We start from the raw sequence: 14,065 nt of genomic DNA, 5'->3' as shown, positions 1-14,065 counted from the left end.
CGGAGCCCGACATGACGACCATTCTCCAGATCAATTCCGCCGCCCGCTCGCAAGGCGCCCAGTCGACGATGCTCGCCGACGAACTGACGGCCAAGCTGCAACAAGCCAACCCCGGCGCGACCGTCAAGGTTCGCAGCCTGCTCGCCGACGCGCTGCCGCACCTCGACGACGCGGTGCTGGGCGCGTTCTTCACGCCGGCCGACCAGCGCAGCGCCGAGCAGAACGCGATCGTTGCGAAGAGCGACACGCTGATCGACGAACTGCGCTCGGCCGACGTGATCGTGATCGGCGCGCCGATGTACAACTTCGGCGTGTCGTCGCAACTGAAGACGTACTTCGACTGGATCGCCCGCGCGGGCGTCACGTTCCGCTACACGGCGCAAGGTCCGGAAGGGCTGATCAAGGGCAAGAAGGTGTACGTGGTGTCGGCGCGCGGCGGCAAGCACGTGGGCATGCCGACCGACAGCCAGACGCCGTTCCTGAAGACGTTCCTCGGCTTCATCGGCATGACCGACGTGACGTTCGTCTACGCGGAAGGCCTCGCGCTCGGGCCGGATGCGGCGAACGAAGCGCTCGCGAACGCTCGCGAGGCGATCGCGGCGGTTTGAGCGTCATTGCGCGACAGCCTGAAAAAAACTGAAAAAAGCGCCGCGGACCGGAAGGTTCGCGGCGTTTTTATTTGTGCCTGCGATGCGCCGGATATCGGCCGGGGCGCGTGAGCTCGACGGACGTTCGTCGCGCGGCGTGAACGGGATCGCGCACGGCGCCGCGCGCGCCCGCCGCGCACGGGCGTCAAGCGAGCGTCTCGGCCTCGTCGGGCAGCCGCCAGTCGATCGGCGCGCGCCCGTGCTGCACGAGGTAGTCGTTCGCGAGCGCGAAATGACGGCAGCCGAGGAAGCCGCGATGCGCGGACAGCGGCGACGGATGCGGCGCTTCGAGCACGCAATGCTCGCGCGGATCGAACAGCGCGCGCTTCGCCTGCGCGTGCGCGCCCCACAGCATGAACACGAGGTGACGGTGGCGCGTCGCGAGTTCGTGGATCAGCGTATCGGTGCATTTCTCCCAGCCGCGCTTCGCGTGACTCGCGGCCGACGAGCGCTCGACCGTCAGCACCGTGTTGAGGAGCAGCACGCCCTGGCGCGCCCACGTGTCCAGACAGCCGTGGCGGGGCGGCTCGTAGCCGAAGTCGGCCGAGATTTCCTTGAAGATGTTGCGCAGCGACGGCGGCGGCCGCACGCCGGGCGGCACCGAGAACGCGAGCCCGTGCGCCTGCGGGATGCCGCGATCCTCGCCGTGATACGGGTCCTGGCCGAGAATCACGACCTTCACGTCGTCCGGGTGCGTGAGCCGCAGCGCGCGGAACACGTCGGCCGGATAAATCGCCTTGCCGGCCGCGCGCTCGCCGTCGACGAAACGGCAGAGCGGCGCATACGCGTCGCTCGCGACGAACGGCTCGACGATCGCGCGCCAGTCGGGCGGCAGCGCATCGAATTGCGATTCGAGGGTGGTCGTGGATGCGCCGCCTTTGGTGGCGGGCGGCGCGGGTGGAGCGTGATCGTCGAACAGCGAGGGTTGTTGCATCGGGCGAGACGAAGAGGGCTTGGTCATGCGGAAAAAGATCGGTCAGTCGGCGCGCAGGTCGCCGCCGCGCAGCCGATAGCCGCGCTGCGCCTTGCTCAGGTTGTCCGGCGCGATGCCCGGCAGCGCCGCGGCGACTTCGCCGGCGAGCGTCGCGAGTGCGCTCGCGTCTCCGTTGACGAGTTCGAGCTCGATCTCGCAGATCGGCTCGCGGCGCACGTCGCCGTCCACTTGCGCGACGACTTCGCCGCGATCGAGCGCCGCCTCGATCGTCGCGCCCGCGTGCTCGATGCGCCACAGCGTGCGCGAGAAGTCGGTGCGAAAGAGCGCGATGAGCTCCGGCGCGGCGGCGCGCAGCGCGTCGGCGGCGCTCGGCACGTCGCATGCGGCGCAGAGCGCGTCGATCTCGAGCGCCTCGCCCGCGACGGGCATCTCCCACTCATGGCGGCGATGCAGCCCGCGTTCGGCCACGCCGGCCGTCTTGAACGTCTGCAGCCAGCCCTGCGGCGCATACCGCAGCCGCAGCGCGCTCTTCGCGCGCGCGAGCGCGAGCGTCGGCGTGTCGAAGTAGACATTCACGAGCGTGATCTCGCGGCCGTTGGCGCCGGCGCGGGCATCGAGAAAGCGCCGCGCCGCGTCGACTTGCGCGGCGGGCAGCGCGAGCTTGATTTCCTGTTCGATCGCCATCGCGCGCTGCTCAGAAAAACATCCGCGCGAGTTCCGCGCCCGGATTCTCGGCGCGCATGAACGCTTCGCCGACGAGGAAGGTATGCACGCCCGCCGCTTCCATCCGCTCGACGTCCGCGCGCGACAGGATGCCCGACTCGGTGACGACGATCCGGTCGTCCGGAATCGCGTCGAGCATGCCGAGCGTCGTGTCGATCGTCGTCTCGAACGTGCGCAGGTTGCGGTTGTTGATGCCGACGAGCGGCGTGTTCAGCTCGAGCGCCGCGTTCAGCTCGTCGCGGTTGTGCACCTCGACGAGCACCGCGAGCCCGAGCGAATGCGCGTACGCCTCGAGATCCTGCATCAGCGGCGTATCGAGCGCGGCGGCGATCAGCAGGATCGCGTCCGCGCCCATCGCGCGCGCTTCGAGCACCTGATACGCGTCGACGATGAAGTCCTTGCGCAGCACGGGCAGGCTGCACGCGGCGCGCGCCTCTTCGAGATAGCGCGCGCTGCCCTGGAAGAACTGCTCGTCGGTCAGCACCGACAGGCACGCGGCGCCGTGCTCCGCGTATGAGCGGGCGATGTTGGCCGGTACGAAGTGCTCGCGCAGCACGCCCTTCGACGGGCTCGCCTTCTTCACCTCGGCGATGACGGCGGCGCGTCCGGCCGCGTGCTTGCTGCGCAGTGCGCCAACGAAGTCGCGCGAATCGCGCGCCGACGCCTGCAGTTTCAGTTCTTCGAGCGGCGCGCTCTTGAGCGCGGCGGCGATCTCTTCGCGCTTGACGGCGATGATTTTGTCGAGGATGTCGCTCATGGGTGTCCTGCGTGCTGGATTCGGTTTCGGATTCGGTCAAGGCGCGAGGCGCCGGATCAGCGCTTGAACTGCTGCGTGAAGCGCACGAGCTCGTCGACCTTCTCGCGGGCGCGGCCGCTCGCGATCGCTTCGCGCGCGAGCTGGATGCCGTCGGCGATCGAGCCCGCGACGTTCGCCGAATAGAGCGCGGTGCCCGCGTTCAGCGTGACGATCTCGCGCGCGACGCCCGGCTTGTTGCCGAGCGCTTCGAGCAGCATCACGCGGGATTCGTCGGCGTTCTCGACCTTCAGCGTGCGGTTCGACACCATCTGCATCCCGAAGTCCTCCGGATGGATTTCGTACTCGCGCACTTCGCCGTCGCGCAGCTCGCCGACGAGCGTCGCCGCGCCGAGCGACACCTCGTCCATCCCGTCCTTGCCGTAGACGACCAGCACGTGCCGCGCGCCGAGCCGCTGCATCACGCGCACCTGGATGCCGACGAGATCCGGGTGGAACACGCCCATCAACTGGTTCGGCGCGTCGGCCGGGTTGGTGAGCGGCCCGAGGATGTTGAAGATCGTCCGCACGCCGAGCTCGCGGCGCACGGGCGCGATGTTGCGCATCGCCGGATGATGGTTCGGCGCGAACATGAAGCCCATCCCCGTTGCGGCGATCGACGCGGCCACCTGATCGGGCTGCAGGTCGATGTTCACGCCGAGCGCCTCGAGCACGTCGGCGCTGCCGGACTTGCTCGACACGCCGCGGTTGCCGTGCTTCGCGACCTTCGCGCCCGCCGCCGCCGCGACGAACATCGTCGCGGTCGAGATGTTGAACGTGTGCGAGCCGTCGCCGCCCGTGCCGACGATGTCGACGAAATTCGCGTTGTCCTCCACCTCGACGTGGCGCGCGAACTCGCGCATCACCGTCGCGGCGGCGGCGATCTCGCCGATCGTCTCCTTCTTCACGCGCAGGCCGGTGATGATCGCGGCCGCCATCACGGGCGACATGTCGCCGCGCATGATGAGCCGCATCAGGTGCAGCATTTCGTCGTGGAAGATCTCGCGGTGCTCGATCGTGCGCTGCAGCGCTTCCTGGGGAGTGATCGTCATGATTCGGTCCGCCGTCGTCAGGCTGAATGAGCGGCCGCTTGCCGCGCTTCCTTGAGGAAATTCTCGAGGAGCGCGTGGCCGTGCTCCGACAGGATCGATTCCGGGTGGAACTGGACGCCTTCGATGGGCAGCGTCTTGTGGCGCACGCCCATGATCTCGCCGTCGTCGGTCCACGCCGAGATCTCCAGGCAATCGGGCAGCGATTCGCGCTCGACCGCAAGCGAATGATAGCGTGTCACGTCGAAATGCTTCGGCAGATCGGCGAACACGCCGCGGCAGTCGGTCTCGATCCGGCTTACCTTGCCGTGCATGATGGTCTTCGCGCGCACGACGCGGCCGCCGAACGCCTCGCCGATCGCCTGATGGCCGAGGCACACGCCGAGGATCGGCTTCTTGCCGGCGAACTTGCGCAGTACGTCGAGCGTGATCCCCGCGTGCTGCGGATTGCTCGGGCCGGGCGACAGGCAGATCGTGTCGGGATTCAGGCGCGCGATTTCGTCGAGCGTGATCTCGTCGTTGCGATAGGTGCGCACGTCCTCGCCGAGCTCGCCGAAGTACTGGACCAGGTTGTAGGTGAACGAATCGTAGTTGTCGATCATGAGCAGCATGGTCAGTCTCCGGTCAGAAATCGGAATCGAGGCCGTCTTGCACCTGTTCGGCCGCGCGCAGCACCGCGCGCGCCTTGTTCTCGGTTTCCTGCCATTCGGATTCGGGCACCGAGTCGGCAACGACGCCCGCCGCCGCCTGCACGTACAGATTGCCGTTGTGGATGAGGCCCGTGCGGATCGCGATCGCGAGATCCATCTCGCCCGAGAACGACAGATAGCCGACCGCGCCGCCGTAGAGCCCGCGCTTCACCGGCTCGAGCTCGTCGATCAGCTCCATCGCGCGCACCTTCGGCGCGCCGGACAGCGTGCCGGCCGGGAACGTCGCGCGCAGCACGTCGTAGTTCGTCATGCCGGGCTTCAGCTTGCCTTCGACCGAGCTCACGATGTGCTGCACGTGCGAGTATTTCTCGATCACCATCTTGTCGGTCACTTGAACCGAGCCGATTTCCGCGATGCGGCCGACGTCGTTGCGCGCGAGGTCGATCAGCATCACGTGCTCGGCGATTTCCTTCGGATCGCTGAGCAGCTCGGTCGCGAGCTCGGCGTCGCGCTCGGGCGTGTTGCCGCGCGGCCGCGTGCCGGCGAGCGGGCGGATCGTCACGATCTGGTCGCCGCCGCGCTTCTCCTGGCGCACGAGGATCTCCGGCGACGCGCCGACGACGTGGAAGTCGCCGAGGTTGTAGTAATACATGTACGGCGACGGATTCAGCGAGCGCAGCGCGCGGTACAGCGACAGCGGGTTGTCGCGATACGGCTTCGTGAGGCGCTGGCCGACCTGGATCTGCATCAGCTCGCCCGCCGCGATGTATTCCTTCGCCTGGCGCACGGCGGCCAGATAATCTTCCTTCTTGAACTCCCGATAGATCTCGGTGCGCACGCTCGCCGACGTGACGGGCGGCACGACGCTCGCGCGCAGCCGGTGCTTGAGCTCGCGCAGCCGCTGCCTGGCCTTCGTGTATGCCTCGGGCTTCGTCGGATCGGCGTAGACGATCAGGTAGAGCTTGCCGGCGAGATTGTCGATGACGGCGACTTCCTCGGTCAGCAGCAACTGGATGTCGGGCAGGCCGAGATCGTCGCGCGGCGCAGTGTGCGCGAGCTTTTTCTCGATGTAGCGCACCGCGTCGTAGCCGAAGTAGCCGGCGAGGCCGCCGCAGAAGCGCGGCAGGCCGGGGCGCTGCGCGACCTTGAAGCGGCTCTGGAACTTCGCGATGAATGCGAACGGGTCGCCGTCGTGGGTCTCGACGACCTGGCCGTCCGTCACGATCTCCGACGCGCCGTTCTTCGTGCGCACGAGCGTGTGCGCGGGCAGGCCGATGAACGAGTAGCGCCCGAAGCGCTCGCCGCCCACGACCGATTCGAGCAGGAACGAGTTGGCGCCGCCGCGTTCGGGCTGCGCGAGCTTCAGATACAGCGAAAGCGGCGTTTCGAGGTCGGCCAGCGCTTCGGCGATGAGCGGAATGCGGTTGTAGCCCTCGTTGGCGAGCGATTGGAATTCGAGTTCGGTCATGTTCCGGTCCTGTCGTCGGGACGATCGGCGCGGCGCGCCGGGGATCGCGTGGCGCTGCGCTCGCGCCCGGAGCACGGCCCCTCGTGGGGCGGATCGGACGAACCGGCGGATGCTGTGCCTGGCGATCGTGCGTCGCGCGCCGGCAGGCAGGCAGCCCGAACGCGAAGCGTTCGACAGCGGCAGGGCCGACGGGTTGGACGACGATCGGGGGCGCGGACGCGCAGCGAAACAAAAAACGGGGCTGAAGACGAGCTTCAGCGTACCTCATCGAGGTTGGCGCGACCAGCGACGCCAGGGCCAGGCTCCCCGGTCGATGCTGCTCAGACTCCGTTTTTTGTTTAGAAACATGCGGATGGAAGAAAAAGTCAGGTGGCTGATCTTGCCGCTGAGTTCGCCGAATTGTGCGCGGCGATGAGCTGCGCGGCAGCGAGAAGCGAATCGACTATACCATCCGATTCGATCGTTTGTATAGCGTTGCCGTGGTTATAGCCGTACGGCACCGTCAGCGTCGCCATCCCGGCCGCGCGGCCCGCGAGCGCGTCGTTCTCCGAATCGCCGATCGCGACCGTCGCGCGCGGCGCGACGCCGAGCGCGTCGCACGCGGCGAGCATCGGCGCCGGATCGGGCTTCTTGCGCGGCACGCTATCGCCACCGAACACCGTGAGGAAGTAGCCGGCGAGTTCGTACTGCGCGAGCAGCTCGACCGCGAACCGGTGCGGCTTGTTCGTCACGCATGCGAGCTTGACGCCCGCATCGCGCATCGCCCGCAAGCCTGCGTCGACGTCCGGGTAGAGCCGCGTGTGGCGGCCGTTGATCTTCGCGTATTCGGCTTGATAGAGCGCGAGCGCCTCGTCGAAGCGCGCGTTCGCGTCGTCTGTGGAAAAACGCGGCGTCAGCACGCACCGGATCAGGTTCTCCGAGCCCTTGCCGACGTAGCGCATCACCTCCTCGCGCGTCGTTTCCTGCGCGTCGAGCTGCGCGAGCATCGCGTTCAGGCCGGCCGCGAAATCGTCTGCGGTATCGACCATCGTGCCGTCGAGGTCGATGAGCGCCGCTTCGATGCGCGGCGCGTCGATGAGGGGCGACGTCGGCACCGTGCTCACGCGCGCTCGACGGCTGCGAGCGCGTCGCGCATCTCGCCGATCACCTGGCGATAGTCGGGCTTGCCGAAGATCGCCGAGCCCGCGACGAACGTGTCCGCGCCCGCTGCCGCGATCTCCGCGATGTTGTCGGCCTTCACGCCGCCGTCGATCTCCAGATGGATCTCGCGGCCGGTGCGCGCGGCATGCGCGTCGATGCGCGCGCGGGCGTCGCGCAGCTTGTTGAGTGCCTCGGGAATGAACGACTGGCCGCCGAAGCCTGGATTCACCGACATGATCAGCACGAGGTCGACGCGGTCCATCACGTGGTCGAGGTAGTTGAGCGGCGTCGCCGGATTGAACACGAGGCCCGCCTTGCAGCCGTGATCGCGGATCAGGCCGAGCGTGCGGTCGATGTGGTCCGACGCTTCCGGATGGAAGCTGATCAGGTTCGCGCCCGCCTTCGCGAAATCCGGCACGATCCGGTCGACCGGGCGCACCATCAGATGCACGTCGATCGGCACTTGCACGTGCGGACGGATCGCCTCGCAGACGAGCGGGCCGATCGTCAGGTTCGGCACGTAGTGGTTGTCCATCACGTCGAAGTGGATCCAGTCGGCGCCGGCGGCGACGACGTTGCGGACTTCTTCGCCGAGCCGCGCGAAGTCGGCCGACAGAATGCTGGGGGCGATGCGGAATTGCGTCATGAGCGGAAAGTGCGTGGGGAGCGGTGCGATACGGAAAAACGTCATTCTACCGCCGCGGCGCGCGGCGCCCGGTTGCGGGCCGGGGCCTCATCAAGCAGAATGCCGAACCAAAGCGGCGCGTCGGCCGCGCGGGGCGGGCGCCTCGGCAGCGGCTGCGGCGGGCGACCTCGACGGGACCACCATGAGCCAGTATCGATTCAGCGTGTCGGTGAAGACCAGCTATCTGCCGGAACAATCCGACCCCGAACGCCGTCAATACGCATTCGCGTACACGCTGACGATCCGCAATACGGGCCAGGTCGCGGCGCAATTGATCGCCCGGCACTGGATCATCACGGACAGCGAGAGCCAGGTTCAGGAGGTGAAGGGGCTCGGCGTCGTCGGCCACCAGCCGCTGCTGCAGCCGGGCGAGCAGTTCGAGTACACGAGTTGGGCCGTGATCGCGACGCCTGTCGGCACGATGCGCGGCGCGTATTTTTGCGTCGCGGAGGACGGCGAGCGCTTCGAGGCGCCCGTCGACGAATTCGCGCTGCACATGCCGCGCACGCTGCATTGAGCGCGCGGCGCGGCCGGGTCGCGGAAGATTGGGGCGCTGCTGTCAGCGCTGGGGCTTGTCGTGCCGGCTGGACGGCTTCTTCTTGCCTGAAGCCGTCCAGACGACGATGAAGATGAGTAGGGCGAGCGCCAGCAACGCTTCCAGCGCAAAGATGAGCATCGGGTATTGGTCGAGCAGATCGGACATGGCGGTTTCCATCAACAACAGACATTGTATGGGTTTTGGCCGGCGGCTTGCCGGGTGGGCGGCCGCCGCCGCGGTGGCGGCGCTTCTTGCCGCATGCGGCGGCACGCCGGTGCGGCAGGCGTCGCGGCCCACGGGTGCCGCGATCGTACCAGGGCAGATCGCGGCTGCGCGGCTCACGCCCGTCGCGTGGCAGCAGGTGCCCGGCTGGCAGGACGATAGCCTGATCGGCGCGACGATCGCGCTGCGCCAGAATTGTGCGCGCCTCGCGCGGCAGGCGAACTGGCAGCGCGCGTGCGCGGCCGCCTTGCGGCTCGACGATCTCGACGTCGGCAGCGCCCGCACTTTCTTCGAGACGTACTTCACGCCATTCCAGTTCGCGAACAACGACGGCACGCTCGACGGCCTCGTGACCGGCTATTACGAGCCGCTGCTGCACGGCTCGCGGGTGCGGCGCGGTCCGTATCAGTACGCGCTCTACCGCTGGCCCGCCGGCTACCGCGCGGGCGCGTCGATGCCGGCGCGCGGGCAGCTCATGCGCTCGGGCGCGCTGAACGGCAACGAGCTCGTCTGGGTCGACGATCCGATCGAGGCGTTCTTCCTGCAGGTGCAGGGCTCGGGCCGCGTCGTCCTCGACGACGGCGCAGTGATGCGGGTCGGCTACGGCGGCACGAACAACCAGCCGTACCGCTCGATCGGCAAGTGGCTGCTCGATCATGGCGAACTCGGCGCCGGGCAGGCGACGATGCAAGGAATCAAGGCGTGGGCGCGCGCAAATCCGTCGCGGGTCGATGCGCTGCTCGACACGAATCCGCGATTCGTGTTTTTCCGCGAGATGCCGTCCCAGGAGGACGTGCCGCACGGCGGAGCGGACGGCCCGGTCGGCGCGCTCGGCGTGCCGCTCACGCCGGAGCGCTCGATCGCGGTCGATCCGTCGTCGATCCCGCTCGGCACGCCGGTGTTCCTGCAGACGACGCGTCCGATGACGAATGCGCCGCTCAATCGCCTCGTGTTCGCGCAGGACGTCGGGACGGCGATCAAGGGCGGCGTGCGGGCAGACTACTTCTGGGGGCTCGGCGACGATGCGGGCGACCAGGCCGGCCGGATGAAGCAGACCGGACGGATGTGGCTGCTCTTCCCGAATTCATGATCGGCTCGTGAGTGTGTGCGTGCGCGCGCCGGGCGCGTGAGCGTGACGGCGTGACCGCCTTGAGCATTGCAGCGTTGGGTCGGCGGCAGATTGCGCGCCGCGTTCGTCCGCATGCCGGGCGGTGCGCTTTGTTTGCGGGTGATCGGCGGTGGGGCGGGGCGCGTACCGCCGTCCGCCGCTATGCGCGAAGTGTCACGGGCGTCGCTTGTCGACGATTCGCCTCGCCTTGCCAACCGAGCGCTCGATGCCGTTGACGGGCAACACGTTGATGATCGCCGTCACGCCGATCAGCGACTTGATGTCGTGAGCGAGCCCGCGGCGTGCGGCGTCGATCGCGGCCGCATCCGGCGCTGTCTCCGGGCAGGGCTCGACGTTGAGCGTCAGCACGTCGAGCGGCCCGTCCTTCGTCAGGACGACCTGATAGTGCGGCGCGAGCGCACGCTGCTTGAGCAATTGCTCTTCGAGCTGGGTCGGAAACACGTTCACGCCGCGCACGATCATCATGTCGTCCGAACGGCCGGTGATCTTTTCCATCCGGCGCATCGTGCGCGCGGTGCCGGGCAGCAGGCGCGTGAGGTCGCGGGTCCGATAACGGACGATCGGCATTGCCTCCTTCGTGAGCGACGTGAACACGAGCTCGCCGAACTCGCCGTCCGGCAGCACTTTGCCGGTGTCGGGATCGATGATTTCGGGGTAGAAGTGATCTTCCCAGATCGTCGGGCCGTCCTTCGTTTCGACACACTCCGACGCGACGCCCGGGCCGATCACTTCGGAGAGCCCGTAGATATCGACGGCGTCGATGCCCATGCGCTTCTCGATCGCGACGCGCATGTCGTTGGTCCACGGTTCCGCGCCGAAGATGCCGATCCGCAGCGAGCACTGGGCGGGATCAAGGTGTTGGCGCTCCATCTCGTCGGCGATCGACAACATGTAGCTGGGTGTCACCATGATGATGTCGGGCTGGAAGTCCTGGATCAGTTGCACCTGCTTTTCGGTCTGGCCGCCACCGAACGGAATCACCGTCAGCCCGGCCCGCTCCGCGCCGTAATGCGCGCCGAGACCGCCCGTGAAGAGGCCGTAGCCGTAGCTCACGTGGACCTTGTCGCCTGGCCGCGCGCCCGCCGCGCGGATCGAGCGGGCGACGAGACTGGCCCACGTGTCGATGTCTTGCGCCGTGTAGCCGACCACGGTCGGCTTGCCCGTCGTGCCCGACGAAGCATGGATGCGCGAGATGCGCTCCTGCGGCACGGCGAACATGCCGAACGGATAGTTGTCGCGCAGGTCGTTCTTCGTCGTGAACGGAAAGCGGCTCAGATCCGCGAGCGTTTTCAGATCGGTCGGATGCACGCCCGCCTCGTCGAACTTGCGCCGATAGACGGGCGAATTCTCGTATGCGTGCGCGAGTGACCATTTCAGGCGGTCGAGCTGAAGCGCGAGCAGTTCGTCGCGGCTCGCCCGTTCGATCGGTTCGAGCGGAAGCGAGGTTGCCATGATGTCTCCAATATATTTATGTGAGCGTACGTGGACGCTAACGGTCTACAGGGATCACCGTCCCTTTGATTTGGGTCGATTTGCCGCGGAACATCGCGACGGTTTCTCCTGTCCGGTTCGTTACGCGGATATCGTAGATGCCGTGCCGGCCGTTCAGCGTCTGCTCCGTCGCTTCCGCGGTGAGCACGTCGCCGCCTGCCACCGGCTGCAGGAATTCGATCGAGCAGCCGGCTGCGACCGTGTTGACGTTGTACGAGTTGCACGCGAACGCGAACGTCGAATCCGCGAGCGTGAAGATGAGTCCGCCGTGGCAGATCTGGTGGCCGTTCAGGAAATCGGTGCGCACCGGCATGCGCGTGCGCGCGTAGCCCGGCCGCACTTCGAGCAGCTCGATGCCGAGGCCGCGGCTGCAGGCGTCCGCGGCGTACATTGCATTGGCGGTTGCGCGGGCGAGCGCTTCGGCGGAGCGTTCGGCGGCTGCCGTTGGGGAGCGTTCGGCCATCTCAGCGTCCTTCGAAGCGCGGGGCGCGCTTTTCGATGAACGCGCGCACGCCTTCCGCGTAGTCGTACGATTGCCCGAGCTCGCGCTGAAAATCGCGTTCAAGATCGAGCTGCTGGTCGAGCGTATTGGTGACGCCCGCCCGCATCGCTTGCTTGATTGCCGCGATCGCGCGCGTCGGCTGCTGCGCGAGTTGTCGGGCGAGCTGCAAGGCGGTATCCGTGAGTTCGGCATCGTCGACGACGCGCCACACGAGCCCCCAACGCTCGGCCTGTTCGGCGCCGAGTTTGTCGCCCGTGAGCGCGAGGCCGAGCGCGCGGGCGAAGCCTACGCGCTGCGGCAGGAACCACGTGCCGCCGGAGTCCGGGACGAGGCCGATCTTCACGAACGACTGAATGAAACTGCTCGATTTCGCCGCGATGACGAGATCGCAGGCGAACGCGAGATTGGCGCCCGCACCCGCCGCGGTGCCGTTTACGGCAGCGATGACGGGCAGCGGCAGCGCTTGCAGGCGGCGAATGAGCGGATTGAAATGCGCGTCGATCATGTCGCCGAGATCGGTCATCTCCCCCGGCGTGAAATCGAGGTCGGCAAGATCCTGGCCCGCGCAGAAGCCGCGTCCCGCGCCGGCGAGAATCAATGCGCGCGCGTTGGCGGCCTGCACGTCGTCGAGCGCCGATTGCAACTCGCGATGCATGTCGCGCGTGAAGCTGTTGAGCTTGTCGGGGCGGTCGAGCGTGATCGTCGCTATCCGCGCCGCGGGATCGATTTCGATGCGAATCGCTTGGTAGGACATCGGCTGTCTCCTTATATCTTCGAAATCAACGGGATGCGTCCTTCGCCTGCTGGCCAGCCTTATACGCGTTCGATCGCGATCGCGATGCCTTGCCCGACGCCGATGCACATCGTGCAGAGCGCGAAGCGGCCGCCCGTGCGATGCAGTTGATACGTCGCGGTCGTCACGAGCCGCGCGCCCGACGCGCCGAGCGGATGCCCGAGCGCGATCGCGCCGCCGTTCGGATTCACGCGCGGATCGTCGTCCGCGACGCCCAGCAGCCGCAGCACCGCCAGCCCTTGCGAGGCGAACGCCTCGTTCAGCTCGATCACGTCGAACTGCGCAAGCGTCATCCCGAGCCGCGCGAGCAGCTTCTGCGTCGCCGGCGCCGGGCCGATCCCCATCACCCGCGGCTCGACGCCCGCCGTCGCGATCCCCAGCACGCGCGCGCGCGGCGCGAGGCCGTGACGCCGCGCGGCCGCCTCGCTCGCGACGAGCAGCGCGCATGCGCCGTCGTTCACGCCCGACGCGTTGCCCGCCGTCACCGTGCCGTCCGCCCGCACGACGCCCTTGAGCTTCGCGAGCGCGTCGAGCGTCGTCTCGCGCGGATGCTCGTCGCGCGCCACGACGAGCGGCTCGCCCTTCTTCTGCGCGATCGTCACCGGCACGATCTCCTGCGCGAGCGTGCCGTCGGCCTGCGCGCGCGCCGCCTTCTGCTGGCTGCGCAGCGCGAACGCGTCCTGGTCGGCGCGGCTCACGCGGTAGTCGGCCGCGACGTGCTCGGCCGTCTCCGGCATCGAATCGACGCCGTACCGCTGTTTCATCAGCGGATTGACGAAGCGCCAGCCGATCGTCGTATCGAAGATCTCGGCCTGCCGCGAGAACGCGCTCGTCGCCTTGCCCATGACGAACGGCGCGCGGCTCATGCTCTCGACGCCGCCCGCGATCATCAGGTCCGCCTCGCCCGCCTTGATCGCGCGCGCGGCGATGCCGATCGCGTCCATCCCGGAGCCGCAGAGGCGGTTGACCGTCGCGCCGGGCACGGCGTGAGGCAGGCCGGCGAGCAGCAGCGACATGCGCGCGACGTTGCGGTTGTCCTCGCCGGCCTGGTTCGCGCAGCCGTAGACGACATCGTCGACGGCGGCCCAGTCGACGTCGCGGTTGCGCTCGACGAGCGCCTTGAGCGGCACCGCGCCGAGATCGTCGGCCCGCACCGGGGCCAGCGCGCCGCCGTAGCGGCCGATGGGCGTGCGGATTGCGTCACACAGGAATGCTTCGGTCATGTCGAATTCCGGCAAAGGTGAACCCGCGAGCGGGCGGGTTCATTCATGGTAGTGAACGATCTCGTGATCGGCAGCTCG

General features: G+C 67.8%; 17 protein-coding genes. 3 read left to right on the top strand and 14 right to left on the bottom strand.

Annotation, left to right across the window (positions count from 1 at the left end; all coding sequences use genetic code 11):
• The first annotated feature begins 11 nt into the window (after window positions 1–11).
• Window positions 12–608, top strand: a complete 597-nt coding sequence (locus WS92_RS26700; protein ID WP_059932521.1) for an FMN-dependent NADH-azoreductase — start codon at window positions 12–14, stop codon at window positions 606–608.
• Between the two features lie 184 nt (window positions 609–792).
• On the opposite strand, the gene WS92_RS26695 is transcribed toward WS92_RS26700, so the two are convergent.
• The 9 genes from WS92_RS26695 to WS92_RS36835 form a co-directional block, all read right to left on the bottom strand.
• Window positions 793–1,581: a uracil-DNA glycosylase gene (locus tag WS92_RS26695; RefSeq protein WP_006029809.1), complete on the bottom strand. Its 789-nt coding sequence runs from the start codon at window positions 1,579–1,581 to the stop codon at window positions 793–795.
• Between the two features lie 42 nt (window positions 1,582–1,623).
• Window positions 1,624–2,265 (bottom strand): CYTH domain-containing protein, encoded by a 642-nt coding sequence (locus tag WS92_RS26690; RefSeq protein ID WP_059932522.1) that lies wholly within the window; start codon window positions 2,263–2,265, stop codon window positions 1,624–1,626.
• A gap of 10 nt (window positions 2,266–2,275) precedes the next feature.
• Window positions 2,276–3,061, bottom strand: coding sequence for an indole-3-glycerol phosphate synthase TrpC (gene trpC, locus WS92_RS26685; protein ID WP_059932524.1), 786 nt, complete (start codon window positions 3,059–3,061; stop codon window positions 2,276–2,278).
• Window positions 3,062–3,117: 56 nt separating this feature from the next.
• A complete protein-coding gene (gene trpD, locus WS92_RS26680) occupies window positions 3,118–4,149 on the bottom strand; it encodes an anthranilate phosphoribosyltransferase (RefSeq protein WP_015601532.1) in 1,032 nt (343 codons plus the stop codon).
• 17 nt (window positions 4,150–4,166) lie between these two features.
• Entirely contained in the window at window positions 4,167–4,757 is a 591-nt protein-coding gene (locus tag WS92_RS26675) for an aminodeoxychorismate/anthranilate synthase component II (RefSeq protein ID WP_006029805.1), read from the bottom strand.
• 13 nt (window positions 4,758–4,770) lie between these two features.
• On the bottom strand, window positions 4,771–6,264 hold the full coding sequence (gene trpE, locus WS92_RS26670) for an anthranilate synthase component I (protein WP_059932526.1): 1,494 nt from the start codon (window positions 6,262–6,264) through the stop codon (window positions 4,771–4,773).
• Between the two features lie 365 nt (window positions 6,265–6,629).
• A complete protein-coding gene (locus WS92_RS26665) occupies window positions 6,630–7,367 on the bottom strand; it encodes a phosphoglycolate phosphatase (RefSeq protein WP_059932528.1) in 738 nt (245 codons plus the stop codon).
• On the bottom strand, window positions 7,364–8,050 hold the full coding sequence (gene rpe, locus WS92_RS26660) for a ribulose-phosphate 3-epimerase (RefSeq protein ID WP_015600957.1): 687 nt from the start codon (window positions 8,048–8,050) through the stop codon (window positions 7,364–7,366). Before rpe ends, WS92_RS26665 begins: the two co-directional genes overlap by 4 nt.
• A gap of 46 nt (window positions 8,051–8,096) precedes the next feature.
• On the bottom strand, window positions 8,097–8,306 hold the full coding sequence (locus WS92_RS36835; RefSeq protein ID WP_009913700.1) for a hypothetical protein: 210 nt from the start codon (window positions 8,304–8,306) through the stop codon (window positions 8,097–8,099).
• On the opposite strand from WS92_RS36835, the gene apaG reads away from it, so the two are divergent.
• The gene (gene apaG / locus WS92_RS26655; protein WP_006029800.1) at window positions 8,232–8,606 is read left to right on the top strand and encodes a Co2+/Mg2+ efflux protein ApaG; all 375 of its coding nucleotides are present in this window, start codon (window positions 8,232–8,234) and stop codon (window positions 8,604–8,606) included. The two genes, WS92_RS36835 and apaG, sit on opposite strands and share 75 nt — an antisense overlap.
• 42 nt (window positions 8,607–8,648) lie before the next feature.
• On the opposite strand, the gene WS92_RS36830 is transcribed toward apaG, so the two are convergent.
• On the bottom strand, window positions 8,649–8,792 hold the full coding sequence (locus tag WS92_RS36830) for a hypothetical protein (RefSeq protein WP_009913697.1): 144 nt from the start codon (window positions 8,790–8,792) through the stop codon (window positions 8,649–8,651).
• 28 nt (window positions 8,793–8,820) lie between these two features.
• Here WS92_RS36830 and WS92_RS26650 point away from each other — a divergent pair, with 28 nt between their 5' ends.
• Window positions 8,821–9,939, top strand: a complete 1,119-nt coding sequence (locus WS92_RS26650) for a murein transglycosylase A (RefSeq protein WP_009913696.1) — start codon at window positions 8,821–8,823, stop codon at window positions 9,937–9,939.
• 192 nt (window positions 9,940–10,131) lie between these two features.
• On the opposite strand, the gene paaK is transcribed toward WS92_RS26650, so the two are convergent.
• The 4 genes from paaK to pcaF form a co-directional block, all read right to left on the bottom strand.
• The gene (paaK, locus tag WS92_RS26645; protein ID WP_059932530.1) at window positions 10,132–11,430 is read right to left on the bottom strand and encodes a phenylacetate--CoA ligase PaaK; all 1,299 of its coding nucleotides are present in this window, start codon (window positions 11,428–11,430) and stop codon (window positions 10,132–10,134) included.
• 37 nt (window positions 11,431–11,467) lie between these two features.
• Complete coding sequence (gene paaI, locus WS92_RS26640; protein ID WP_015601919.1) at window positions 11,468–11,860, bottom strand: hydroxyphenylacetyl-CoA thioesterase PaaI; 393 nt, start codon at window positions 11,858–11,860, stop codon at window positions 11,468–11,470.
• 73 nt (window positions 11,861–11,933) lie between these two features.
• On the bottom strand, window positions 11,934–12,725 hold the full coding sequence (gene paaG / locus WS92_RS26635) for a 2-(1,2-epoxy-1,2-dihydrophenyl)acetyl-CoA isomerase PaaG (protein ID WP_059932532.1): 792 nt from the start codon (window positions 12,723–12,725) through the stop codon (window positions 11,934–11,936).
• A gap of 59 nt (window positions 12,726–12,784) precedes the next feature.
• Window positions 12,785–13,987, bottom strand: coding sequence for a 3-oxoadipyl-CoA thiolase (pcaF, locus tag WS92_RS26630; RefSeq protein ID WP_061083886.1), 1,203 nt, complete (start codon window positions 13,985–13,987; stop codon window positions 12,785–12,787).
• Between the last annotated feature and the right edge of the window lie 78 nt (window positions 13,988–14,065).

It is taken from the genome of Burkholderia sp. MSMB1588 (assembly GCF_001546925.1).
GTDB lineage: Bacteria > Pseudomonadota > Gammaproteobacteria > Burkholderiales > Burkholderiaceae > Burkholderia > Burkholderia humptydooensis.
This window is presented reverse-complemented; position numbering and strand designations above follow the sequence as displayed.

Bases quoted from the DNA above. Each gene is read 5' to 3' on its own strand.
- WS92_RS26695 (WP_006029809.1), bottom strand. From the start codon at position 1,581: ATGCAACAACCCTCGCTGTTCGACGATCACGCTCCACCCGCGCCGCCC.
- paaG (WP_059932532.1), bottom strand. From the start codon at position 12,725: ATGTCCTACCAAGCGATTCGCATCGAAATCGATCCCGCGGCGCGGATA.
- trpC (WP_059932524.1), bottom strand. From the start codon at position 3,061: ATGAGCGACATCCTCGACAAAATCATCGCCGTCAAGCGCGAAGAGATC.
- WS92_RS26700 (WP_059932521.1), top strand. From the start codon at position 12: ATGACGACCATTCTCCAGATCAATTCCGCCGCCCGCTCGCAAGGCGCC.
- trpE (WP_059932526.1), bottom strand. From the start codon at position 6,264: ATGACCGAACTCGAATTCCAATCGCTCGCCAACGAGGGCTACAACCGC.
- trpD (WP_015601532.1), bottom strand. From the start codon at position 4,149: ATGACGATCACTCCCCAGGAAGCGCTGCAGCGCACGATCGAGCACCGC.
- apaG (WP_006029800.1), top strand. From the start codon at position 8,232: ATGAGCCAGTATCGATTCAGCGTGTCGGTGAAGACCAGCTATCTGCCG.
- pcaF (WP_061083886.1), bottom strand. From the start codon at position 13,987: ATGACCGAAGCATTCCTGTGTGACGCAATCCGCACGCCCATCGGCCGC.
- WS92_RS26690 (WP_059932522.1), bottom strand. From the start codon at position 2,265: ATGGCGATCGAACAGGAAATCAAGCTCGCGCTGCCCGCCGCGCAAGTC.
- rpe (WP_015600957.1), bottom strand. From the start codon at position 8,050: ATGACGCAATTCCGCATCGCCCCCAGCATTCTGTCGGCCGACTTCGCG.
- WS92_RS26650 (WP_009913696.1), top strand. From the start codon at position 8,821: ATGGGTTTTGGCCGGCGGCTTGCCGGGTGGGCGGCCGCCGCCGCGGTG.
- WS92_RS36830 (WP_009913697.1), bottom strand. From the start codon at position 8,792: ATGTCCGATCTGCTCGACCAATACCCGATGCTCATCTTTGCGCTGGAA.
- paaI (WP_015601919.1), bottom strand. From the start codon at position 11,860: ATGTACGCCGCGGACGCCTGCAGCCGCGGCCTCGGCATCGAGCTGCTC.
- WS92_RS26675 (WP_006029805.1), bottom strand. From the start codon at position 4,757: ATGCTGCTCATGATCGACAACTACGATTCGTTCACCTACAACCTGGTC.
- paaK (WP_059932530.1), bottom strand. From the start codon at position 11,430: ATGGCAACCTCGCTTCCGCTCGAACCGATCGAACGGGCGAGCCGCGAC.